This is a genomic window from Herpetosiphon gulosus (genome assembly GCF_039545135.1).
GTDB lineage: Bacteria > Chloroflexota > Chloroflexia > Chloroflexales > Herpetosiphonaceae > Herpetosiphon > Herpetosiphon gulosus.
The window spans coordinates 367000-390073 of sequence record NZ_BAABRU010000002.1 but is presented as its reverse complement, the minus strand read 5'-3'; the positions used below and the strand labels follow the sequence as shown (position 1 = coordinate 390073).

Below are 23074 nucleotides of genomic sequence, written 5' to 3'. Positions count from 1 at the left end.
ATGTTGCCAGCAATTGTGGTTGTGGTTGGAATTGCGCTTGGTTTTGGCCTCAACCCATGGATTACCCAAATCGCCACCGATCCTAAAGCTGCGAATCCCTTGCCAATGCCACGCCACCCCTTGCTTGGCGGCCCGACTTGGGTGGGTTTGCTGGTGGCAGCAGCCAGTGGCTTGATGGCTTGGGTTTGCTATCACGATTATGGCGCTTCGTTGCAAGGCTTGTATTGGTATCTGATCAGCTTAGTTTATATTGTGGTTGGCGCAGTCGATTGGAAGGTACGGCTGATTGATGTGCTGCTGGTGATGATTGCAACAGTGGTTGCATTGCTTGGCTCGGCATTTCTAACTATTAGCTTTAAAGATTCACTGATTGGCTCGTTGATTGCTGGTTTGTTATTTTTGCTCTTTTTTGCTGGCTCGCTGGTGCTCTTCCCTGATACTGATGCGCCGTTTGGCTTAGGCGATGTCTATTTGGCCTTTTTTATGGGCGCAACCGTCGGTTGGCGACACCTTGGCGGAGCGCTGATGTATGGCATGGGTTTGGCAGGGATCGCCTCAATTGGAATTTTGGCGTTGCGCCAAATCAAAGGCGAAGGCACACTCTACATTGCCTATGGTACCTATTTATGCCTTGGAATGCTGCTCTACCTGATCAAGTTTGGGCCACTTTAAGCAACGCTGGATCGGAATCGTTCAACCGCATGTATGTTTAGATGTGGTACGATCAACATGAACTTGATTCAACACCAAGGAGGTCGTTATGACCCTATTACAGGTGCCAATCACCGAATTTTTGGATCAGCTTGCAACCAAGGAGCCAGTGCCAGGTGGCGGTAGTGTTGCAGCCGTGTCTGGGGCAATGGCCGCAGGCTTGATTTCAATGGTTTGTTCGCTGACGCTTGGCAAAAAGAAATATGCCGAGGTCGAGGATGAAATTCGTGGTTTGATGGATCGCTCTGAGTCGTTGCGCCGCGAATTGCAAGAGCTCGCCGATGCTGATGTTGAGGCGTTTCGGCGTTTGAGCGCGGCCTATAAATTGCCCCGTGAAACCACCGCCGATATTGCGATTCGCCGCGATGCGATTCAAAAAGCGACGCGGATTGCGACCGATGTGCCGTTGCGGGCGGCCCAGGCAGCAGCGGCAATTTTGCCATTGTGTAGCCCAGCCGCCCAAAAAGGCAATTCAGCGGCGGTTAGCGATGTGGGCGTGGCGGTGCTCTTGGCGCAAGCGGCTGTTCGCAGTGCCTTGCTCAATGTTGAAATTAATCTCAACACCCTCGAAGATCAATTTTATGTGCGCGAAACTCGCGCCGAGGTTGCCAAACTTACGGCAACCCTGCACGATGATACTGAGGCCGTGATGGCCTTAGTCAACCAACAGCTTCAGGGCTAAATGGTTTTCCAACGATGGCGGAGCGCAGGCTCCGCCTTTTATTTGTAAAGGATGTTATGACAGCGCTTTTGCTTGATGGTCGCGGGTTGGCCAAGGAATTGAAGGCTCAAATTAGCCAAAAAGGAGCTGAATTTAAGGCTCGCACTGGCTATGCTCCCCAATTGGTGGTGATTCAAGTGGCAGGCAATGCTGCTTCCGATTGGTATGTGCGTTCAATTCGGCGTTCATGTGAAGGGGTTGGCTTTGGCTTTGCTCTGCAGCGCTTGCCAGAAACCTGCGATCAAGCGACCTTAGAAGCGGCAATTCAACAAGCCAGCAACGATCCCTCGATTCATGGCATTATCATTCAAATGCCCTTGCCTAGCCAGCTTTCGGCTGATGGTGCGGTAGCCGCGCTCAATCCCCAAAAGGATGTTGATGGCTTGCACCCGACCAACGCAGGCCGCTTGGCCCAAGGTTTGGCTGTCTTAGTGCCCAATACACCTGCTGGTGGCATGGCCTTGCTCGATCGCTATCAAATTAATCTGGCTGGCAAGCATGCGGTGGTGGTGGGCCGCTCGAATGTGGTCGGCAAGCCGTTAGCTCAATTGTTGTTGGCGCGGCATGCCACCGTCACGATTTGCCATTCACGCACTGCCAATTTGGCCGAGGTTATTCGTCAAGGCGATCTTGTGGCAGCGGCAGTCGGCAAGGCTGGCTTAGTTACTGGTGAGATGCTCAAACCTGGCGCGGTGGTGCTCGATTTTGGCATTAACGAGGTGGCTGAGGGCCAAGTTGTTGGCGATGTTGATTGGGAAAGTGCCAGCAAAGTGGCTAGCGCAATTACCCCGGTGCCAGGCGGCACTGGCCCGGTCACCAATATGATGTTGCTGCAAAATACCTTACAAGCAGCTCAATGGCTGGCCGAACAAGCCTAACCTGCTGCTAGGCTGATATTTTCTTGGCTGGCAACAATTAATTGCTGTAATTGTTGCCAGCGCTCCGCCATTTCATGAGCAGGCAAGCCTGGTTTTTGCCAATCGGCGACACATGCTTGGCGATAATTAAGCCCTGCCTGCTCGATAACCCACTGCTCATAGGCGGTAATCCACGTACAACAATGGCAAAGCAAACTGGTCATACGCAGCCATTCAGCACACGTATGCGGTGCTCGCACTGCTGGAATTTGGCTTAGTGACCAAACATTACATAGCGGCGCTGCCCGCTCGATCAAGCCAACTTGCAGTTTATCGCGGCGCAAAAAGAGGCTTGGCGCATAGCCATCGCCATACCACAAGCCCCAACCCCACAAATCCAATCTCGTTCCACAGCTCAATTGGAAACGATAATTGCTGCTGCCCCGTTGCTCGGCTGGCACACGGCTGCGGGTTGCCCCATATTCCAGTAGCAAATTGCCTGCGCTACGTCGCACATCGTGGCCCCAACACCAACATTGTTGCTCGAATAGTGGTCGGCCTGCTTGATGCACAGCCTTGGGCAATTGATAATTTGGCTTATTTTGCTTCATATTGATACTATATATCATTTATAAAATTACCAAAAAAAATGGCCACGCTTGGCACGACCATAGTTATTGATATAATGTATCATTATTAAGGCGAATTGTCAATCGGCAGGCAGCCAGACGGTTGTGCCAACCCAAATCCCTTGATCGGCCATGCTGGTTTCGTTGCTTAGCTCGACCTTGGCGGGTTTGCTGGAGTCGAAGGTATATGTGCCGAGATCGGCCCATTCGTTGGCATACACAAACTGATTGACTACTACATCGCTGCGGCCCTCGGCGTGCTCAATTACGTAATGGGCGGCGACAGCATCATCGTGGCCGTTGTAGTAGTAGGGAATATAGGTTAGCACGCGATAACGCCCAGCACTTGGAATGCTGGTTTGCCAGGTGGCGGTGCTTGGCGGTTGGCTGGGGGTTGGTTGGGGTGTCGCAACGCCCGCTAAATCCGAGATCGTATCGGTTAAGGTTTCGGTGCTGGTCATCGGAATTTGTGAGGTGATCCAAAGCGTTTCGCCGCCAGCGCCGATTGGGGCATTCTGCCAATTGCCCTCGCTGCGGCTAAAACCCTCATCGCTTGGCCGCACCGCGATAGTTTGCCCAAGATCGCAAGGATTGGGACGATCGGCCCAAAGCCAACGCGAAGCCGTGCCAACCGGATAACTGCTCCATGGGTCGGGTTCGCTTGAGCACCAACCATATGGATCGGTGTTGCGGCCAAGGTATTGGGTTTGAAAGTGCAGGTGGGGGCCGATGGCGCAGCCAGTTGAGCCGACGATGCCTAATTGTTCGCCGCCTTTGATCGCTTGGTCAAGCTCGACCGAAATTTCGCTGAGATGCCAATAGAGCGTGCGATAGCCATTGCCATGATCGAGCACCACGCCTTTAGCTGGCACACCACAACCATCATCAGAATTGCTAGCCCAAACTACCGTGCCATCGGCGGCGGCAACGACTGCTTCCGGTGGGCGTGCGCCATAATCCCAGCCATCATGACCATCGTAGGAAATTTGGGTTTCGCGTCGCCCCCACCAACTCACCAAGGATTGATTGGGCGTTAGAAAGGGATATTCGTGATCAAAAAACGAGGTGATATAGGTGACATTGCGTAGCGGCCAGCGCAAAAATGGGGTTGCAGGCGCTGGTACTTGGCCCAACGTTTGGCGAGGATCTTCGAAAAACTTGCTGTAGGTTGCGACAAAACTGCCATCGCTGAGCACTTTCGCCAATTCTTCGGGAGTCATGGTTTGGGCTAGCACCCGTACCACAGCATACGAGCTTGGGTTTAATCCAGCTGGAATTGGGCCTTTGACATCTTTATCGCGATACTGCAACTCGGTAACATAGGCGAAATCGCGCACCCCACGGCGCAATTCACGGGCGGCCCAACGAATTTGGCCATGCAAGCCGCGCCACTTTTCATCTTCGCCCTGATATTTCATGGCCCAATCGAGTTGATCGGGGTTGGGCGTTGGATTAGTCAGCAGGCCTTGTTGAAATTCGAGCAAGGCTAGCAGTAATTTAGGATTGAGACTATACAAATAAGCTTGGCCAACCACCACCTCGGCTAGCGATAAATTGCGATCGCCAACAGTTACCAAAGCAGCTTTGAGCGTGCCAGGCTGCGCATCTAACAGAGTTTGAATATTGGCAACGGTCAGATTTTGCTCGGATGTAAAGCGAATATCATCGATGATTGTTGGTGTTTCGGCGGAGCGGGGCAAGACTGCGCTCGCCTCGACCAAATTTTGCGGTTCGATCGCTGGGGGCAAGGTTGGTGGTGGTTGCTCAGCTTGGGTGCGGTCGTCCTCGGTCACCGAATCAACAGGCCGGAAAATCAAGCGCCCGGTTTCAGTGGCAGGTGGGGCGATCCGTAGCACCAACGTCGTTAGCACCAAACTGATAATCAATGTGCTGAACAAAGCCCAGAGGCGTTGTTGATCGCTTTGCAGCCGATTGCGTAAATCGAAATAGCGTTTGGGGTTAAAACGTTGCATAATCCTCACCAAGCATTCGCCACGTCAGTATAGCAGATGTCGAATGCTTGGCGTACACGTTGGCGCTGATTAATTTAGAATGAATAGTGGTTTCAGCTGATTATGGTTGATATTCGTGCTTCCTTTCGCTACCCTCGTTGCGCCACCCTTCCGTTCCTCCGCTACTGGAAAGCAATCATTGCCCGATAAACCATAGCTACGATTCTGCTTATGCCCACGCTTCGCGTTCTTCGTGCTCTTCGTGGTTCCGTCTCTCTGACCCCTAGCCACTGAACCCTGAACCCTCATCCTGCTCCTGCTTGGTTTGCTGCGCATCGAGCAGTTGTTGATAGAGCGTCGCATGCAATTGGGCGATAGTTTCCCAGCGGAACGAGCAGGCGATATGTTGGCCTGCTTGGCTCAATTGTTGGCGTAATTCGGGGTTGGCGGCGATTTGCTCAACTGCTAAAGCCAAATTAATTGCATCATCTGGCTCGACCAACAGCACATCACGTTCATGGCGCAGCGAAGGATCGATCGGCACATGCGGCGGAGTGGTGATCGTCGGCACACCATGAGCCAGCATCGCCAACAAACTACCACGGCGATACGATGCACCATCGCTAAATGGCAGGGCCGCGCAATCGAGGGCTTGCAAGGTACGGGAAACTTCGCTAGCACCTAGGTAGCCCGTCCAATGGATGCGCTGATCAAGTCCGAGGCGGCTGATCGTGGCGCGTAATTGTTCGGCATACATTTCATCTTCGGGCGTGCCTATGCCGCCGCCGATAATCACGAGGCGGGTGGTGGCTGGCAAATATTGCAACGATTCAACGATCGTGTGCACGCCTTTGGTGCTGTTGAGCAAGCCAAAATAGCCCAATAACAGCGTGTCGGGATTGGCTCCCAATTGCTGGCGTAGCTGCTCGCGGTTGGCTAATGGCGCAACCTCGATATTGGCTCCAATTGGAATCAAGTGGGCTGGTGGCTCCAATGGTTGGGTCAAAGTATAAATATCGGGATTGCTGCTGGGTGCATCGCCGGCCAAGCGCGATTCATCCTCGGCATTGGTAACCACCACCGCATGGGCATTTTCGATTAGCAAACGGGTTACATAGCGGCGTAATGGGGCAACTTTGGGAGCCAAATAGGGCATACGCAAATCGTGTAGGGTTACAACACTCGGCACCGAGAGCGCCGCAGGCAGCAAATTTACCGCAGGCTTCATCTCATATGCGCCAGTTTGATATTGAATATGCACAATATCGGCCTCGAATTGCTTGGCAGCGTTGCGCACATCTTGATGCAGCTTACGCCCCCAGCCGCGCACTCTGCGCCAAACCAGCCATGGCTCGGTTTGTTCAGCACCTTCGCCAGCAGTGAGCACACAAACTTGACAACCAAGCGCGGTTAAGGCTTCGGCTAATTTGGCAGTGTAATCGCCAACGCCCCCAGGTTGGGGCAAATATTCGGCTGTTAGCAACAATATTCGCATCATGTATTCTCGGTGGCTAGCAGCAAGGCCGTAGCCCAACCTTTACTCCTTGGTTAGCAGATTGCTGGGCTAGCCCAGCAGCGCCGATTGCCCAACTATTTCACTCGTCCCAATAATTGTTTGGTTAATGCATGCAACTCGGCAATTGGCTCGGCCTCGCCTTGTAAATCGGCTAAGGCGGCTAAAGCTTGCTCGTGATAGAACTTGGCTACGCCAGCAGTATAGCCTTGCGAGCCAGTACGCTCTAAAATTGTCAGCACAGTTTGAATATCGCTGACTTCAAGCTGTTCTTTTTGATAAATTGCCGCCAACTTGCCGCCATCTTCAACATCGGCATGCGCCAAGGCGTGGATAACCGGTAGGCTTTTTTTGCGACCCCAAATATCGTGAGCGTCGGGCTTGCCAGTTACCGCTTCTGCGCCCCAAATGCCGAGCATATCGTCCTCGATTTGGAAGGCCAAGCCCAAGGCTTCACCCCAATTATACAGGGCGGCGGCTTGTTCGCGGTTGGCATTGCCCAAAATTGCCCCCAAACCAGCCGCTGCTGCGATTAATGCCGCCGTTTTGCGGCTGATCATCGCCAAATAATCGCCTTCGCTGATGTCGAGGCGCTGCTCAAACGACATATCGAGATACTGGCCTTCGCACAAACGAATAATTGTTTGATTAAAGCGCCGAGCAATTTCGACCACCACCGATGATTCGACCCCAACTTCGGCCAAGCGAAACAGTGAAAGTTGGGCGAGGGTAAACATGCCATCGCCAACATTGATTGCTTGCGGCACTTCCCACAATTTCCAAACCGTTTCGCGGCCACGGCGGGTTGGGCTGTGATCCTCAATATCATCGTGGATGAGCGAAAAATCATGCAGGAGTTGAATTGCGGCAGCCAGTGGCTCAGCCTGTTGTGGATCGCCACCGACAGCGGCACAAGCCAGCAAGCAAAAGCGCGGGCGTAATAACTTGCCACTATCAGCTTGGGTTGGCTCAAGTTGAGCATTACGCCAGCCCAAATGATATTCCTGCATCTCATAAAACATGGTTACGCGGGCATCGGCAGGTGGGAAGGCACTCTGCATTGCTTGGCGAATCGAATCATCAGAAATGTGTTTCATAGTAACCTCGTACTACGTAATGTCTTTGTAATCTTCGGCTCTAGTACCGTTTCTTGCAAGGGCGTACACTCAAGGCAGCTAAGAACAACCCGTTGCACCACATCTCAATCAAAGAAGGAGCCGATGATGAGTTTGAAAATGCGCTTTCGTTTCAGCCCAACCCAAGATGGTTTGGTAAAGGTCCTTGGCCCGTTGGAAACCGAAATTATGGAATTGTTATGGAAAGAAAATCAAGGCACGGTTAAGCAAATTCATCGTTCGTTGCAACATCGCCGCGATATTGCCTACACAACTGTGATGACCACGATGAGCCGTTTGGCTGAAAAAGGCATTTTGCACCGCACCCGCGATGGTTTGGCCTATGTTTATAGCCCTGAACTAAGCCAAGATGAGTTTGTGCAAATGGTTGTGCAACAAGTGCTCGATGGCTTGCTCGATGATTATCCTGATTTGACTCTGAATTACGTGGTTGATTATTTGGCTCGTAACGACCCAACTCAACTCAAACAACTCAGCCGCGATGCCCAAAATCGCTATGCGCGGGTCTAAGTTCCCTCACCCCAACCCCTCGCCCACTGCGGCGAGGGGCTTTTTTCGCAATTTAGGTTTGCCGTCTGACTCCCCCTCGCCTCGCTCGGCGGGAGAGGGGTGAGGGAATTTCAATTTAGACGATCTCGCCCCATAGGTCGTAATCGGTGGTTTTGTTGATAGTAATGTTGGCAAATTGGCCGACCTCGGCAGTGCCATAGCCAAAGACCAACCCATCAACTTCGGGCGCATCGCGGTATGAACGCCCAACCACAATCGCGCGGCCATCATCATCAGTGCCAGTGCCTTCGACCAATACCTTCATGGTTTGGCCGACAAAACGCGCAGTTCGAGCACGCGAGATCACTTGTTGCACCGCCATAGCTTCGTTCCAACGCCGCTCTTTGACCCGTTCGGCCACTTGATCTGGCAATTCGCCAGCAACTGTGCCTGGCTCCAACGAGTAGCGGAACATGCCAACCCGATCAAATTGCATTTCTTCGAGAAATTCGAGCAAAGCTTTGAATTCGTCACGAGTTTCGCCAGGATAGCCCACAATAAACGTCGTGCGTAGTGACAAATCGGGCATGGCTTGGCGCAACGAGTTCACAATCGCTTTGGTTTTGTCGGTATCGGGTGGGCGGCGCATACGGCGCAAGGTATCAGGGTGGGCATGCTGCAATGGCATATCGACATAATGACACAATTGTGGCAGCCGCGCCATGGTTTCGACCAAATCGGGCGTAACCGATTGCGGATAAGCGTACATCAGCCGAATCCAGCGGTCGGCCGGCACAACTGCGGCTAATTCTTCGAGCAAAACCCCTAGGCCATTTTGTTTCATGCCCAAATCGCGGCCATAATCGGTGAGATGTTGGGCGACCAGAATAATTTCTTGCACCCCAGCCTCAACCAACTCGCGGGCTTCGCCTAAAATCGAGCCAACCGCCTTCGAGCGCATATCGCCTTTGAACGAAGGAATCGTACAGAAAGCACAGCGCAAATTACAGCCATCGGAAATTTTGAGATAGGCCGAGGGGCCACGTTTGTTGCGGGTAATCGCGGTTGTGCGCCAATCGCCATAGGCTCCGAGGCTATCGCCAGTTGAAGCAGGCGTGAGGCTGAGATTAAGCCCAGTGCTAGGGATTGCGCTTGGTGCGCCGCCCATCAAGGGAATGCCAAAGCCTGTGGTTTTGCTAGGAGCTGTGCTACCTGCCACAACTGAACCGATACGCATCCATTCTTTGGTGCTGAGGGTGGCATCGAGTTTGGGTACGCGTGAACGCAAGACATCGCCATGGCTTTCGGCCATACAGCCAGCCGCGATTAATTTTTGGCCTGGCGCTTTGTTGTTGGCCAGTTCTTGCAACACGCCCACGGTTTCTTCGCGGGCTGCGTTGATAAACGAACAGGTATTGACGATCACCACGTCAGCGCCATCGCTGCTATCGACGGCGGTGTGGCCTTCGCGCGTCAGAATGCCATGCATGCCTTCGCTATCGACGGTATTTTTCGGACAACCTAAAGTAATGATATGAAATTTCATGGGTTGTATAAACTCGATGAGGCAAGCCTCGTTGATAAATAGTTAAGATCGATGTGTCTATTGTACCAGTAAGTTTCAGCTTCGGCTTTGATTGCACTACAAAGAATGTGAGGCTTCATGAACAACATTCAACTACGGCCATTAAATTGGCCGCATGATCGGGTGGCGATTGGTTTGCTTGACACCAGTTTTAGCACGAATACAATCTATCAATTGCACCAAACAGCGTTGACCATGCACTTGGCATTAGTCGATTTGGCTAGCCCATTTGAAAAGCATTACGATTTGAGTGAGGATTATGCGCGTTTGCCGCAGCACGATTGGGTGTTTGTAGCTGAAGCTCAATCTCAGGTGGTGGGTTTGGCGGCAGTCGCATATCAACAATGGAATCGGCGGGCTGTGCTCGAACATTGTTATGTCGATCGGCGTTATCGTGGGCGGGGCTTGGGCCGACAATTGCTCACGGCAGCGATCGCGGCGGCGCGGCAATTATCGGCGCGTTGTTTGTGGCTGGAAACGCAAACGACCAATCCAGCAGCAATTGCGTTTTATCGAACAGTCGGGTTCGGTTGGTGTGGCAGCGATTGGCAATTGTATGATCCTTCCGCACTTGACCCACGTGAGATTGCCCTCTTTTTTAGTTACGATCTCGCCTAGCTCGCTTTAGGTTGGGTCGTTGGGGCAAAGTTTGACCTGTTGGCTAGCATAAATCAGTGGTTGCATTGGGCCATGGCCTGGGTAGAGCCACTCCACGCCACGTTCGCGCAGCGCTTGAAAACCCCGTTCAACCAAGGCTTGATCAGTTTCATCGGCGGCGAAAGGTTGTAAATCGCCAGTAAAAGCAATGCCTTGATCGAGCACCAAACTAATGCTATCGGCTGAATGACCCGGTGTGTGGATAATCTCGCCAGCGATGGCGATTGAGGCCAACCATTCGCGGCTTTGGGCAAGACTGATAACGGTGGTGTTTTCGGGTGTGATCGGCTGATAGTTCACATCGGGTTTGATTAAACTTTTGAGCAAAGGAATGGCTGGTTGCTGTTCTTCGACCACAATCAACTGAATGCCCTTTGACTTAAGTTCTTGCACCAAACCAGCGTGATCGGGGTGATAATGAGTAATCAGCATGGAATGAATTTGATCTAAATCTACGTCATAACGTTTGAGTACGGCCATAAATTTGCCCCAAGTGCCTGGCCAGCCAGCATCGACCAGCAAAAAACCATAGGTCGAGCCAACCAGATAATAATTGGTTGAATCGTAGCCAACATTCAGAATTCCAAATGGCATTGGTTTGCCTCCGTTAAATGAATTGATTTTAGCCTACCCCTGATTAAGTTGATCGTAGTCGGCCATACGACTGATTAAATCGGTAACTAAACCACAACCATGGGTCGTATGAATATTCCTTGCCAGAGCCAACCTGATAGTGCTAGGATAGCCATAATTAATCGGGCTTGATTTCATGTAGATATAGATATTAAGGAGTTGTGCCATGGTTATTCGCAAAGTTGCAATTTTAACGAGTGGCGGCGATGCCCCAGGCTTAAACGGTGTTATTCGGGCTTTTGTAAAATCGGCAGTTTTAGAGCATGGCTGGGACGTGGTGGGGATTGAAGATGGTTTTGAAGGTTTAGTTGGTACGCCGCGCCTGCGACCTTTGGGATTAAAAGAAGTGCGCGGATTGCTCGGTCGTGGCGGCACGATTTTGGGCAGCACCAACAAAGGTAATTTTGGCTGGCACAAAAATGCCGATGGTGAGTTGGTGCGCAACGATGCGGCTTATCAAGAATTTGTGGCCAATGCCAAAGCCGAAGGTATCGATGCTGTGGTGGTTTTGGGCGGCGAAGGCAGCCAATCGATCGCCCACGATTTGGGGAATTTTGGCTTGCCTGTGGTTGGCGTGCCCAAAACGATCGACAACGATTTAGTCGGCACTGATCAAACCTTCGGCTTTGATACGGCGATTGGGGTTGCTACCGATGCCCTAGATCGCTTGCACACCACCGCCGAAAGCCATGATCGGGTGATGGTATTGGAAGTCATGGGTCGCCATGCTGGCTGGATTGCCTTGCATGCTGGCTTGGCTGGCGGGGTTGATGCCATCCTGATTCCTGAGATTCCATTCGATTTACGGGCTTTGGCCCACAAAATTGGCGAACGTGATGCATTTGGTTCATCGTTTAGTATCATCATCGTGGCCGAGGGTGCGATGCCAGCTGGCGGCGAGGCAATTTACCAACGTGAAGGCTTGCTCGGCGGGATTGGCTATTACGTCGCCAATCAATTGGCTGAATTGACTGGTAAAGATACGCGAGCCGTGGTGCTTGGCCATATTCAACGTGGTGGCTCGCCTACGCCGATCGATCGAATTTTGGCTTCGCGCTATGGAGTTGGCGCGGTTTGGGCGATTTCTCAAGGGCGCTTTGGTCAACTAGTCGCAATCCAAAACGATCAATTGATTACCGTGCCATTGCTTGAATGTGCCAACAAAATTAAGCCCGTGCCAGTTGATGGCCAAATGGTGCGCACTGGCCGTTCGTTGGGCATTGTGTTTGGCGATGAAGAACAACGAATTAATCAATAGGCTTAAAGTTATGCATTTTCAATCCATAGATAACTGCTTTTATGGTTCGCCACCCTTCCGTCCCTCCGCCGGAGGGAAACGCAGTGGGTTTTCATCCCCCTGCACCACCTAAAGCACAATCGGTGGATACTCAAGAATCGACCAAGTAATTGAAATTATGGTTTTTGTGAAATGCATAAATTCTAAGAGTATCACGGGTATGATTGCAGGGCGATCATGCCCGTTTTTGGATTAATTTCAAGCTAGTTTTAGCTCATAGCACCGCAAAAGCACTCTTCTATCAAGCCAACTGAACGAGTATAATGCAGGCAAGCACAGGATGCCCTTTCCTGTTGCGAGCGCAAAGGGGCTACCATGAAGGTCTTGTTTCTGGCAGCGGAAAGCGTACCATTTGTCAAGGTCGGGGGGTTGGGTGATGTGGCGGGTGCATTGCCAGAGGCACTTCGTCGGCGGGGACTCGATGTTCGGCTGGTGATTCCACGATATGGTACGATTGACCCTTTGCGCTGGAATTTAGGGCAACTCCGCGATAATTTTCCGGTCGGTTTGGATTGGCGTAGCGAGGAATGCCAACTTTGGGCAACCGCCGATCAACAAACTTGGTTTATTGAAAATCAATATTTCTTTGGGTCGCGCACCACGATTTATGGCCATGGTGATGATGAAGTGCGCTTTGCCCTTTTTTGCCAAGCCGCCTTAGAAGCCTGCCGCCAAATGGATTGGTGGCCCGATGTGATCCATGCCCACGATTGGCATGCGGCTGCCGCAATTCGGATCGCTTGGGGCAATGCAGCTCGGCCAGCTTTAGTCTTTACGATTCATAATTTGGCCCATCAAGGCCGCTTTGCCAATGATGCCTGGCCCTTGGTTGGGGTCTACGATGCTTTTGGCGAATTGAATCTGATGGAGCAGGCGCTGTATACCAGCGATGTGATTACCACCGTTAGCCCAACCTATGCCGATGAAATTAAACGCCCTGAATATGGTTTTGGGCTTGATCATATGCTGCGCGAACGTTCCGATCGTTTGGTTGGCATTTTGAATGGAATCGATCCACGACACTTTGATCCGGCAACTGATCAACATATTGCCCAGCGATTTAGCATCGATGATTTGGCGGGCAAGGCGGTGTGTAAAGCAGCATTACAACGGGAAGTTGGCCTGCCAGAGCGGGCCGATGTACCATTGGTGGCGGTCGTTTCACGGCTTGATAGCCAAAAAGGTATTGATCTAATTGTACAAGGCTTAGGCCGGATTATTGCTGAAACCGATGCCCAACTGATGGTGCTTGGCTCAGGCTATGGCCCCTATGAAGATGCCTTCCGCGATGCCAGTCGGTTTGTGCCTGAGCGGGTGGCAAATTATATTGGATTTAATGCACCCTTAGCCCAACGGGTGTATGCTGGGGCTGATATTTTTCTCATGCCCTCGGCCTTTGAGCCATGCGGCCTGAGCCAAATGATCTCAATGCGTTATGGCACAATTCCAGTAGTACGGGCAACTGGCGGCTTGGTTGATACCGTGCCCGATATGAGCCAACCAGAAGGAGTTGGCGTGGTGTTTAGCGATTACAACGTTGATGCTATGCTGTATGGGCTAGGCCGAGCGTTAGCCGCCTATCGCTACCCCAATGATTGGAGCTATTTTGTGCGGCGGGCCATGACCCACGATTTTAGTTGGGATACTGCGGCAACCCGCTATGAAGATGTTTACCGTTGGGCGCTGAGCTTGCGCTAAATGAAAGGAGCATTCCTGTGGAAACATTTAAGCTCGTGATCACCGGAGCCTTTAACACGGGCAAAAGCACCTTTATTCGATCATTATCGGATATTGCCGTTGTCGATACCGATAAAGCCACCTCGTCGCCCGATGAGCAACGCGTTAAGGCTAATACCACTGTGGCAATGGATTATGGGCGGGTGGCGCTCGATGATTATACCTTGCGTTTGTATGGCACGCCTGGCCAAAACCGTTTTGAATTTATGCGCGACATTTTGGCCAGAAACATGAATGGCTTTTTGGTGCTTGTCGATCTCTCGCAACCTGCCACGATCGACGATGCTGCATCAATTTTGGCCCAATTTCGTGATCATGGCGAGGTGCCATATGCAGTTGTGGCCAACAAAAGCGATTTGAACACCGTTATCAGCCAAGCCGACCTGCGCCAACAACTCGATTTGAATCCCGACATTCATATTTATTTGTGCACCGCGACTGATCGCAACTCGGTGCGCGAGGTGGTGCGGCGCTTTTTACGTGATGCCCGCAAGTGAGTCAATTAACCTTGCTAACTCGCTAAGTCTATTCGCTTAGGCTTGGCGAGTTGGCTCGCCCCACCCAACCCCAAATTGCCAAAACCCCAGCTGTGCTAGCCAATAAGCCCAAAAACACCCACAAACTGTGTCCTTGCAGATTGCTCAGTTGACTGCCAAACCAGCTATTGCGCATTAACAAACCAAGCCGCGAGGCCTCTAGTGGTTGGTCGGAGAGCAAAATAGCACTAAGTGGTAACTCGGCAATCGCCGGATAGCCCCGTGGAATCGCATAGGTGATATAACGTGCCATCAGAGCGAGATTCCAGCCAACCAAACTGGCGATTAAGCCGATGGCTGCGCCTGGCCAGCGTCGCCAACGTTGCAGTAAGGCCGCCACGCCCCAAGCCAAACAAGGCGCAAGCGTGGTCAAGCGGCGTAAACCAAAGGCTCCACTGCCATGCCAATCGGGCAAGCGCGAAATATAAATCAAATAAATAATTACTGCTGCGAGATACGGCCAAGCCTGCCGTTGCCGAATGCTCAAGCCTAATCCAACCAAACCTAGCACATAGATTGGTGTCCACCAGAGCATGCCATAGAGCGAGCCAACCAGCATGGGCCAGAGTTGGCTGCTGCGCGGTGTGGCAAAATTACCACCTTGCGGAATTGTCAGCCACGCGCCATAGAGTAAGCGCCACATCGCCAACTGCGGTAATACCACAATGAATCCTGCAATTGTGGCTATGCCAATGCCTTTGATTAAATTCGGCCATGCTAGGCGTTGTTTGCCAACCAGCAACGGCCAAAGCAGTAGCGCTGGCAGAATCAGCACCAACGCGCCAATCCAATAGCTAACGATGGTTGCGCCCATGCTTAAGCCGAGTTGCGCCCAACGCCCAAGGCTTGGTTGCTCACGCAAACGCAAACTAGCCAACGCCAGCAAGCTCACACAAGCCGCCGAAAGGCTGTGGGCATATGCTCCTTGAAAGAGACTGTAATAGAGCAAATTGCTACCAAGGTAAACGCTGATTGTGGCGAGGGCAGCGATTTTAGGGCTGAATTGGCGACGTAGCACAGCCTCGCAACTCAGGATGAAGATCAATCCAGCTAAAGCGCTGCCCCAAGTGGTCAAAGCAAGATACGGTTGACTATAGCCATCGCTGGGCCAACCACCAAGCAAAGCGCTACCATGACCGATCCACCATAAAGGTGCGAACGCCATGGCTGGGCCAACGCTCCACGGGTTGGCGGCGTAGCCTGTGTTGGTCAATTTCACGCCGGTGTTGAGTTCTAAAGGGGTTTGGCTAAACTCGTTGCTAAAATCAAAATCGTGATCAATACCTGCCGAACGCAAGTAAGCGTAATAGCCAACGCCATCATATTGTACTGTCGGAGTCCACAAACACAGCGTTGTGATCAGCCAAATCGCCACCAACACCCAGCGCCAATTAACTGGGCGTGGCCAGCGCTGCCAAATATGGTATGCGCCAACTGCCAAGGCTGCCACCAGCAGCAATTGACTTAAGCTGTTGAGCGCCGCCCGATTGAGCCAATTGCCCGACCATGCTAAGGCTGCCAAGCCAAGGCTCAAGCCGCTGACAGCGAGCGCTAGCCAATGGCGCGCTAAGCCAAGACTAAGCAATAGCACTACGCCACAGAGCAAGGCCAAATTGCTGCGATTAAACGGCGTAGCATCAGGTAAAGCAGCCCAGCCGTTTGAACCAAGCTCTCGCCAACTCAGGTGACTGAGCAACAAACCCAAGTTGCGTCCGTTCTGCTCGCTTGGCTGATTGAGCAATTGCAATTGTTGTACATCGGCGGGCACAAATAGGCTGATTTGACGTAGTTCAGGTTGCAACGCTAGGCTGAGGGCTTGCGTTTGCTCAAATTGCAGGCTGGTTGGGCCAAATGGGGCTAAATATTCAAACTGAACCAACCGCGCATGGTTGCTGGCAGGCCAGAGTGGTACTTGGAAATTACCATTGCTCCAGCGGTAGTTGCGGGTAGTCGGGCCTGTTGCGCCTGGCAAGCTATTCGATTGCTCAAGGCCATACAAGCCGCCAACGCTGGTTGGCGTATGCTGCAACACATTCGCTGAGTGGGTTGGCTGCGCATTAGCCCACCAACCGATAATCAGCCACAACAGCAACAATGCCCCAATATTGCCCCAGCGCGAACGCAAACCATGCAGCATAATCCACCTATCCACACACGATGCTTGGCTTAGTATAGCCGATTGTTGCTTGAGCTTGGTTTATGGAGCAATGATCATGTAGTGATGATAATAGTTAAGTTATTTAAGTGGAAAATTAAATAAATCAAGTCGTTTTTTAATTAAACAAATAAAATTTTTGATAAAAATGAAATATTAGATTTAATTAGGTCAAATAAACAGCTATTTAATTAATATTCTACTAATAGAGTACTATTTGTTTCTGTGCCACCTTACGAAGAACCTTACGGGTTGAATTAGTACCAGTACTAGCTCAATCTAGTCCTCTTACTACAAAAAGATCACGCTCATGTTGAACTAGCGATTACGAATCAATGACATTATACTAGCTAGTAGCTTCATTTATTTTTATGGTTTAACTAATTTATTATTTTTTTAACTAATTTTTTATTGTAAGGAGTTCCTATGACCCCGACACTGCGACGATGGACAACGCGGGTTGTGCTACTTGCAACAATTTTGGTGGCAGGTGGGCCAAGTGCCAGCTTTGCCAATGTGAGCAAAGGCGTAGAATCAGCCAGTGTTGAGACAGTCGTTGAACCAACTGCTGAACCAACCACTGAGCCAACTGCTGAGCCAACCGTAGAACCAACGGCAGAGCCAACGGTTGCCCCAACCGCAGCCCCAACTGCAACCACAGCCCCAACTGCCGCCCCAGTCTGTAACCCACAAGTTGATCTTTCGGGCTGGTTCTCAAGCAATACAGTGGGCAAAATTTGGAATAAATCAAGCACATGTTCCTACGATGTAGGTATGGCTTCGTATCAAAAATTTGATGAAATCATTGATCATCAATTGATTTATTCGTGGGCAATTGGCCGAGTTGGGCCAAACACCACTGTTTCTTTAAGCGTTGCAGTGCCTGAATGTGCTGCCCAAATTGACGTGTTCTATGGGTCTGTATTGCATTCGCTTGATGGTCAACGCTATAACGAGCGCTTGCTTTCGGCTCGCCATATTGGTGGAACCAACTATTGTGGTGTAACAACGCCAACTAACACGCCAGAACCAACGGCAGAGCCAACAGTTGCACCAACCAATACACCAGAACCAACGGCAGAGCCAACAGTTGCACCAACCAACACGCCAGAACCAACGGCAGAGCCAACAGTTGCACCAACCAGTACACCAGAGCCAACGGCAGAGCCAACAGTTGCACCAACCAACACGCCAGAACCAACCGCCTATCCAACGCCAACGGCAGTCCCAACCGCAACCAAGACTCCGATGCCAACCGCGACTAAGACACCAGCGCCAACGGCCACAAGCACGCCAGCGCCAACCGCGACTAAGACACCAGTGCCGACCGCGACTAAGACACCAGTCCCAACCGCCACGAGCACACCTACTGGCAAAGATTGCACCTATACCCAAGGTTACTGGAAGAACCATCCAAACGCCTGGCCAGTAACCAGTTTGAGCATTGGTGGTGTGGTTTACACTCAAAGCCAATTGATGGCAATTTTCAACACCTCGCCACGCGGCGATGCCACCTACATCTTGGCTCACCAATTGATCGCTGCCAAGTTGAATGTTGCCCAAGGTGCTAATGGTAGCACGGTCAATGCGACCATCGCTGCTGCTGACGCTTGGTTGCAACAACATCCATTAGGCAGCAAACCAAGTGGCTCAGCTTCTAACACTGGCACGAGCTACGCCACCCAATTGGATAACTTCAACAATGGCCTAATTGGCCCAGGCCACTGCGGCTAAGCTCAACCCTGAATAATTGTTCAAACGGCGGCGATCTAGCATTTCTAGATCGTCGCTGTTTTTCGTTATAATAGCCTGCATCATTTGTGATTGAGGTTGAACAATGGCGAAACAAGGGCTGATCCCCATCGATCTTGGACATATATTGGTGGCATTTGGGCTTGTTGCAGCGTTTAGTTTTGGTTATAGTTATGGCTGGATTGGCCTGATCGTGATTTCATTCATCACTTTTCTGGCCTTTTTTCTCGATAAGCAACAATCAAAAGGGCGTAATCGCCGCATTGCCGAGCGCACACTGCTGTTGTTTGTGGCCTTTGGCGGAACCTTAGGCGCTGTGATTGGCATTTGGTTTCTCCGCCATAAATCACAAAAAAAGACTTTTTTACAGGGCTTTTGGTTAATCGTTGCTTGCCATGTTATTGGATTATTGGCAGTTGGCTTGGTGCGTGACCTATTGTTAAACTGAGCCGTAACCGCAACCCGAAGCTGGTAATGCAGTGGGATGAGCATAGAATATAGAGCATAGAGCACCGATGGGGATCAGACGATTACTCGTGGAATTTGTGGCTAAAAATCAGCCTTCGTGCAATTCGTGTTCTTCGTGGTTAAAATAAAGTAGCCAATCTTCAGTAACTAACTCAACAATAATCTAAATATGTTATAATCAGCGCCATCGGCGATGATGCCCTTTTCCGCATTGGGAAGGGGCTTTTTTGTAGGACACACCAGCTATGAGTCAGCTAACCACCCATGCTTCGGCGGTGCCATTACTCGAACGCTACCGCCAATTTTTGCCGATCACTGCCCAAACGCCAATTGTTACGTTGCACGAGGGCAATACACCGTTGATCAATGTGCCACGCTTGGCTGCTCACCTTGGGGTGCGCGAGTTGTGGCTCAAATTAGAATCCATGAATCCAACTGGTTCGTTCAAGGATCGCGGCATGGTCATGGCGATTGCCAAAGCGCTCGAAGCTGGCAGCAAAGCCGTAGTCTGCGCCTCAACTGGCAATACCAGTGCTGCCGCCGCTGCTTATGCCGCTCGCATGGGCATGGAATGTGTGGTGGTCGTGCCTGCTGGCAAAATCGCCTTGGGTAAATTGGCTCAAGCTTTGATGTACGGAGCCAAACTCTTGGTGATCGAAGGCAATTTCGACCAAGCCTTGGATATGGTGCGCGTGTTGGCCGAACAACACCCAATTACCTTGGTCAACTCAGTTAATCCTTATCGCTTGGAAGGCCAAGCGACTGCTGCCTACGAAATTTGCGATGTACTCGGCGATGCACCCGATTATTTGGCCTTGCCAGTTGGCAATGCTGGCAATATTTCGGCCTATTGGATGGGCTTCAAACGCTATTACGAAGCGCATCGCTCCGAAAGCTTGCCCAAAATTTTGGGTTTTGAAGCGACTGGTTCAGCGGCGATCGTGCGCGGTGAGCCAATTGCTTATCCTGAAACCGTGGCAACCGCGATTCGAATTGGCAATCCAGCTTCGTGGCAGTTGGCAGTTAATGCTCGCGACGAATCGGCTGGCACGATCGATCATGTCAGCGATGAAGAAATTTTGGCGGCTTGGCGCGATCTTTCGGCACTTGAAGGCGTTTTCTGCGAACCAGCTTCGGCGGCGGGGGTTGCGGGTATTCGCAAACTCTTGGCTGCTGGCAGTATCGATCCCAATGGCCGTTTTGTAGCAGTGATTACTGGCCATGGCTTGAAAGACCCACAATTGGCAGTCGAGCAGTTCTCGGTTCCACAGGCTATCCCTGCTGAATTGAGCGCTGTGGTCGCCGCCTTAAATTTGTAGTGGCGCGGTGAGAGTGAGCTGGGTTTTGACGCTATTGATTTAGCCACATTCAGGCACTTGGGCAGCAACTTAATTGCTGGGGGCAAAAAAGTTGTTGAGTTGTTGCTCGCCTGCAAGGTGGATTCAATTTTTCATTTGGAGCACGTTATGCGTTTGCTAGTGACGAAATTTGGTGGTACGTCGGTCGGTTCAGCTGAAGCTATTCGTGGCTTAACTGCAATCACTACCACTAATCGCACTACTTGGGATCATGTTGTTGTGGTGGTGTCGGCCCTCAGCGGTGTCACCGATAAGTTATTGAATATTGTGCGGGTTGCTCAAACGACGGGCGATGCTGCTGCTGTAGCAGCTCTCCATGCTGAGTTACGTCAGCGTCATCATGATGTGATTGGCGAGTTGCTTGATGCAGAACAGGCTGCGATCCAAGCCGAAATTGATGGCTTGCTCGATGAGTGTGCCCGTTTGTGCGAAGGTGTGCGGGTTTTGGGCGAATTGACTCCGCGCACGCTCGATGCGATTGCTGGCTTGGGCGAGCGCATGAGTGCCCGCATTGTGGCCGCAACCTTGCGCCATTTGGGCGTGCCTGCGCAACATTTTGATGCCAGCGATCTGATCGTTACCGATGATCGCTATCAAGATGCTTCGCCGTTGATGCCCGAAACCACTGAGCGCACCACCGCTACCCTTGGCCCAATCTTGGATCAAGGGATCACCCCAGTGGTCACAGGTTTTATCGGCGCAACCTTGGCGGGCGTAAAAACCACACTTGGCCGTGGTGGCTCCGATTGGAGTGCTGCGATTCTAGGCGCGGCGCTCGAAGCTAGCGAAGTTTGGATCTATACCGATGTTGATGGGGTGATGACTGCCGACCCCCGAATTGCTCCCGATGCCCATGTGATCAGTACGCTTTCCTACAATGAAATTAGCGAATTGGCTTATTACGGCGCGAAAGTGCTGCATCCCAAAACGATTCGGCCTGTGGTCGAGCGTGGCATTCCCTTGCGAGTCAAAAATACCTTCAATCCTAGCCATTCAGGCACGGTGATTGTGGGCAAAACTGAGCCAATCGTTGGCGCAATCAAAGCAGTTACTGCAATTCACAATCTGACCATGATCACCGTGGCAGGTCGTGGCATGTTGGGTGTGCCTGGGATTGCCGCCCGTACTTTTGGTGCGGTAGCCCGTGAAGATGCTAGTATTTTGATGATTTCGCAAGCTTCATCCGAGCAAAGCATCTGTTTTGTCATCCCCGATGGCGGCGCAAAGCGCGTGGTCGAATCGCTGAACCAAGAGCTAGCGATCGAACTCGAACGCCGCGATATCGATACGATCGCCCTCGAAGAAGGGGTTTCGATCATTACGGCAGTTGGTGCGGGGATGCGCGGCACAACTGGGGTGGCTAAACGGGTGTTTAGCGCGATTGGCGATGCTGAAATCAATGTGATTGCGATTGCTCAAGGCTCATCCGAATGTGCAATTAGCTTAGTGGTTTCGGGCGATAGCGCCAAGGCTGGGGTGCGAGCCATTCATGCCCTAACCTACCGCGAAACGATCAATGCTCAACATCGCCCACCATGTGAGTAAATTTTAAGTCTCAATCAAACAAAGACCCTCAGTTCTCTCGTTGAACTGAGGGTCTTTCTATGTCAATAGGTATAAAATCATGACTTTAGGCCTATACCTATATAGGCATGAGGTTTTCATAATACTTGTATCAGTCTGATTGATCATTGGTTTTGCTGGCCACGATTGCTGGGCTGATCTGTGTGGTTCTAGGAGGTATTGGCATGCTTCAAACCATTGTTCGTTATCGTTGGCTGTTAGTCCTAATCGGTTTTTTGGTAGCGGTCCCAATTGCTGCTCAAACGGTGGAGAAAAATAGTGGGGCTGATTGGTTGCTGACTCAGCAGCAGTCGGATGGCAGTTTTGATTCGTATTATCACTCTCCACTTGATCCAACTGCTTGTTCGGTGTATGCCTTGCATGCTGCGGGCTATCAAATTGATCCAGCCACGCAACGGTTTATTGAGCAACAGGCTCGGAGCTATATTGGGCATCCCGATAAAGCTGCGGCGATTGTCATGGCTCAATTGCTAACCGGTCATGATCCCCGCTCGGTTGGTGGAGTTGATTTGGTAGCGGCGATTATTCAGAGTTACAATCCGACAACTGGCATGTATGGCGAAAACTTGTATGAGAATTCCTTGGTGATGATGGCCTTAAAAGCTGCTGGCGAGGCGATCGAGCCACAGACGATCCAGACAATTCTTGATCAACAGTTAGCTGATGGGTCGTGGAATACCAGCACTCAAAACACCGCCTTACAAATTCAGGCCTTAGTCGCAGCTGATCAAAAGCAATCTGCGGCAATTCCTGCGGCTTTGGCCTTCTTGCAAACCCAGCAAGATGGTGATCGGGGGTTTGTCGGCAATCGCAACTTTCCGCCATCGGCGTTTAAAGATGCAATTTCTACATCCTTGGCCATCCAAGCTATTTTAGCAACTGGTGGTGATCCCAAGGCTGAACCATGGGGCGATAATATCAACAATCCAGTCAACGCTTTGCGGCGTTTGCAGCTGGCTGATGGTGGTTTTCGGCGTGATTCATCGACCCCACAGCCTGATACGATGTCCACTTGTTCGGCTGTTCAGGCGGTGCTACAAAAAACCTATCCATTTATTGAACTTGCCAAGATTGGCATTACACTTACCCCAACCTTAGCTCCCGTTGATGGCTCGACGGCCATACCAGTTCAACAACCTGGCTTGCCTGGGATGTTACCGGACACTAGTTCAAGCTCAAATCTGGCCTTGCCAATTCTGCTTGGTGTATTGGCAACCTGCGTATTGGTTGGCCTACGCCTGCGCAAATTAGCCTAAATTGCTAAACGGCCTTGATCGATCTGATTGATCAAGGCCTACTTGCTT

General features: G+C 51.3%; 20 protein-coding genes. 13 read left to right on the top strand and 7 right to left on the bottom strand.

Going from position 1 to position 23074, the window contains the following annotated elements:
* The 3 genes from ABEB26_RS03725 (at position 1) to ABEB26_RS03715 (ending at position 2310) form a co-directional block, all read left to right on the top strand.
* Positions 1-672 (top strand): A24 family peptidase, encoded by a 672-nt coding sequence (locus tag ABEB26_RS03725; protein ID WP_345720607.1) that lies wholly within the window; start codon positions 1-3, stop codon positions 670-672.
* Positions 673-760: 88 nt separating this feature from the next.
* Positions 761-1393 carry a cyclodeaminase/cyclohydrolase family protein gene (locus tag ABEB26_RS03720; protein WP_012191994.1) on the top strand — a complete coding sequence of 211 codons (633 nt, stop codon included), beginning with the start codon at positions 761-763 and terminating at the stop codon, positions 1391-1393.
* 56 nt (positions 1394-1449) lie between these two features.
* The gene (locus tag ABEB26_RS03715) at positions 1450-2310 is read left to right on the top strand and encodes a bifunctional 5,10-methylenetetrahydrofolate dehydrogenase/5,10-methenyltetrahydrofolate cyclohydrolase (RefSeq protein WP_345720605.1); all 861 of its coding nucleotides are present in this window, start codon (positions 1450-1452) and stop codon (positions 2308-2310) included.
* Here the strand turns inward: ABEB26_RS03715 and ABEB26_RS03710 are convergent.
* The 4 genes from ABEB26_RS03710 to ABEB26_RS03695 all read right to left on the bottom strand — a co-directional run bounded on the left by ABEB26_RS03710 (position 2307) and on the right by ABEB26_RS03695 (position 7480).
* Entirely contained in the window at positions 2307-2900 is a 594-nt protein-coding gene (locus ABEB26_RS03710) for a hypothetical protein (protein ID WP_345720604.1), read from the bottom strand. The two genes, ABEB26_RS03715 and ABEB26_RS03710, sit on opposite strands and share 4 nt — an antisense overlap.
* A gap of 98 nt (positions 2901-2998) precedes the next feature.
* A complete protein-coding gene (locus ABEB26_RS03705) occupies positions 2999-4891 on the bottom strand; it encodes a peptidoglycan DD-metalloendopeptidase family protein (protein WP_345720603.1) in 1893 nt (630 codons plus the stop codon).
* Positions 4892-5153: 262 nt separating this feature from the next.
* Positions 5154-6368, bottom strand: coding sequence for a glycosyltransferase family 4 protein (locus ABEB26_RS03700; RefSeq protein WP_345720602.1), 1215 nt, complete (start codon positions 6366-6368; stop codon positions 5154-5156).
* Positions 6369-6460: 92 nt separating this feature from the next.
* On the bottom strand, positions 6461-7480 hold the full coding sequence (locus tag ABEB26_RS03695; protein WP_345720601.1) for a polyprenyl synthetase family protein: 1020 nt from the start codon (positions 7478-7480) through the stop codon (positions 6461-6463).
* A 123-nt stretch (positions 7481-7603) separates the two neighbouring features.
* Between ABEB26_RS03695 and ABEB26_RS03690 the strand changes: the two genes are divergently transcribed.
* Entirely contained in the window at positions 7604-8029 is a 426-nt protein-coding gene (locus tag ABEB26_RS03690; RefSeq protein WP_345720600.1) for a BlaI/MecI/CopY family transcriptional regulator, read from the top strand.
* Between the two features lie 115 nt (positions 8030-8144).
* On the opposite strand, the gene rimO is transcribed toward ABEB26_RS03690, so the two are convergent.
* Positions 8145-9554, bottom strand: coding sequence for a 30S ribosomal protein S12 methylthiotransferase RimO (gene rimO, locus ABEB26_RS03685; protein WP_345720599.1), 1410 nt, complete (start codon positions 9552-9554; stop codon positions 8145-8147).
* Positions 9555-9671: 117 nt separating this feature from the next.
* Between rimO and ABEB26_RS03680 the strand changes: the two genes are divergently transcribed.
* On the top strand, positions 9672-10211 hold the full coding sequence (locus ABEB26_RS03680; RefSeq protein ID WP_345720598.1) for a GNAT family N-acetyltransferase: 540 nt from the start codon (positions 9672-9674) through the stop codon (positions 10209-10211).
* A 6-nt stretch (positions 10212-10217) separates the two neighbouring features.
* On the opposite strand, the gene ABEB26_RS03675 is transcribed toward ABEB26_RS03680, so the two are convergent.
* Positions 10218-10844 carry an MBL fold metallo-hydrolase gene (locus ABEB26_RS03675; protein ID WP_345720597.1) on the bottom strand — a complete coding sequence of 209 codons (627 nt, stop codon included), beginning with the start codon at positions 10842-10844 and terminating at the stop codon, positions 10218-10220.
* Positions 10845-11049: 205 nt separating this feature from the next.
* Between ABEB26_RS03675 and ABEB26_RS03670 the strand changes: the two genes are divergently transcribed.
* The 3 genes from ABEB26_RS03670 (at position 11050) to ABEB26_RS03660 (ending at position 14414) form a co-directional block, all read left to right on the top strand.
* Positions 11050-12141, top strand: a complete 1092-nt coding sequence (locus ABEB26_RS03670; protein WP_345720596.1) for a 6-phosphofructokinase — start codon at positions 11050-11052, stop codon at positions 12139-12141.
* 354 nt (positions 12142-12495) lie between these two features.
* A complete protein-coding gene (locus ABEB26_RS03665; RefSeq protein WP_345720595.1) occupies positions 12496-13878 on the top strand; it encodes a glycogen synthase in 1383 nt (460 codons plus the stop codon).
* 17 nt (positions 13879-13895) lie between these two features.
* Positions 13896-14414: a GTP-binding protein gene (locus ABEB26_RS03660; protein ID WP_345720594.1), complete on the top strand. Its 519-nt coding sequence runs from the start codon at positions 13896-13898 to the stop codon at positions 14412-14414.
* 28 nt (positions 14415-14442) lie between these two features.
* Here ABEB26_RS03660 and ABEB26_RS03655 read toward each other — a convergent pair whose 3' ends face one another.
* Positions 14443-16590 (bottom strand): hypothetical protein, encoded by a 2148-nt coding sequence (locus ABEB26_RS03655; RefSeq protein ID WP_345720593.1) that lies wholly within the window; start codon positions 16588-16590, stop codon positions 14443-14445.
* Between the two features lie 444 nt (positions 16591-17034).
* Between ABEB26_RS03655 and ABEB26_RS03650 the strand changes: the two genes are divergently transcribed.
* From ABEB26_RS03650 to ABEB26_RS03630, 5 genes are all read left to right on the top strand, one after another.
* The gene (locus ABEB26_RS03650) at positions 17035-18342 is read left to right on the top strand and encodes a PT domain-containing protein (protein WP_345720592.1); all 1308 of its coding nucleotides are present in this window, start codon (positions 17035-17037) and stop codon (positions 18340-18342) included.
* Positions 18343-18445: 103 nt separating this feature from the next.
* Entirely contained in the window at positions 18446-18808 is a 363-nt protein-coding gene (locus ABEB26_RS03645) for a DUF1294 domain-containing protein (RefSeq protein ID WP_345720591.1), read from the top strand.
* 265 nt (positions 18809-19073) lie between these two features.
* Positions 19074-20147: a threonine synthase gene (gene thrC, locus ABEB26_RS03640; RefSeq protein WP_345720589.1), complete on the top strand. Its 1074-nt coding sequence runs from the start codon at positions 19074-19076 to the stop codon at positions 20145-20147.
* 147 nt (positions 20148-20294) lie between these two features.
* Positions 20295-21731, top strand: a complete 1437-nt coding sequence (locus ABEB26_RS03635; protein WP_345720588.1) for an aspartate kinase — start codon at positions 20295-20297, stop codon at positions 21729-21731.
* A gap of 203 nt (positions 21732-21934) precedes the next feature.
* Complete coding sequence (locus ABEB26_RS03630) at positions 21935-23026, top strand: prenyltransferase/squalene oxidase repeat-containing protein (protein ID WP_345720587.1); 1092 nt, start codon at positions 21935-21937, stop codon at positions 23024-23026.
* Positions 23027-23074: the final 48 nt, after the last annotated feature.

Coding starts and splice junctions, on each gene's coding strand:
- ABEB26_RS03680 (WP_345720598.1), top strand. CDS start 9,672: ATGAACAACATTCAACTACGGCCATTAAATTGGCCGCATGATCGGGTG.
- ABEB26_RS03720 (WP_012191994.1), top strand. CDS start 761: ATGACCCTATTACAGGTGCCAATCACCGAATTTTTGGATCAGCTTGCA.
- ABEB26_RS03650 (WP_345720592.1), top strand. CDS start 17,035: ATGACCCCGACACTGCGACGATGGACAACGCGGGTTGTGCTACTTGCA.
- ABEB26_RS03670 (WP_345720596.1), top strand. CDS start 11,050: ATGGTTATTCGCAAAGTTGCAATTTTAACGAGTGGCGGCGATGCCCCA.
- rimO (WP_345720599.1), bottom strand. CDS start 9,554: ATGAAATTTCATATCATTACTTTAGGTTGTCCGAAAAATACCGTCGAT.
- ABEB26_RS03645 (WP_345720591.1), top strand. CDS start 18,446: ATGGCGAAACAAGGGCTGATCCCCATCGATCTTGGACATATATTGGTG.
- ABEB26_RS03700 (WP_345720602.1), bottom strand. CDS start 6,368: ATGATGCGAATATTGTTGCTAACAGCCGAATATTTGCCCCAACCTGGG.
- ABEB26_RS03655 (WP_345720593.1), bottom strand. CDS start 16,590: ATGCTGCATGGTTTGCGTTCGCGCTGGGGCAATATTGGGGCATTGTTG.
- ABEB26_RS03715 (WP_345720605.1), top strand. CDS start 1,450: ATGACAGCGCTTTTGCTTGATGGTCGCGGGTTGGCCAAGGAATTGAAG.
- thrC (WP_345720589.1), top strand. CDS start 19,074: ATGAGTCAGCTAACCACCCATGCTTCGGCGGTGCCATTACTCGAACGC.
- ABEB26_RS03725 (WP_345720607.1), top strand. CDS start 1: ATGTTGCCAGCAATTGTGGTTGTGGTTGGAATTGCGCTTGGTTTTGGC.
- ABEB26_RS03690 (WP_345720600.1), top strand. CDS start 7,604: ATGATGAGTTTGAAAATGCGCTTTCGTTTCAGCCCAACCCAAGATGGT.
- ABEB26_RS03665 (WP_345720595.1), top strand. CDS start 12,496: ATGAAGGTCTTGTTTCTGGCAGCGGAAAGCGTACCATTTGTCAAGGTC.
- ABEB26_RS03695 (WP_345720601.1), bottom strand. CDS start 7,480: ATGAAACACATTTCTGATGATTCGATTCGCCAAGCAATGCAGAGTGCC.
- ABEB26_RS03630 (WP_345720587.1), top strand. CDS start 21,935: ATGCTTCAAACCATTGTTCGTTATCGTTGGCTGTTAGTCCTAATCGGT.
- ABEB26_RS03635 (WP_345720588.1), top strand. CDS start 20,295: ATGCGTTTGCTAGTGACGAAATTTGGTGGTACGTCGGTCGGTTCAGCT.
- ABEB26_RS03675 (WP_345720597.1), bottom strand. CDS start 10,844: ATGCCATTTGGAATTCTGAATGTTGGCTACGATTCAACCAATTATTAT.
- ABEB26_RS03710 (WP_345720604.1), bottom strand. CDS start 2,900: ATGAAGCAAAATAAGCCAAATTATCAATTGCCCAAGGCTGTGCATCAA.
- ABEB26_RS03705 (WP_345720603.1), bottom strand. CDS start 4,891: ATGCAACGTTTTAACCCCAAACGCTATTTCGATTTACGCAATCGGCTG.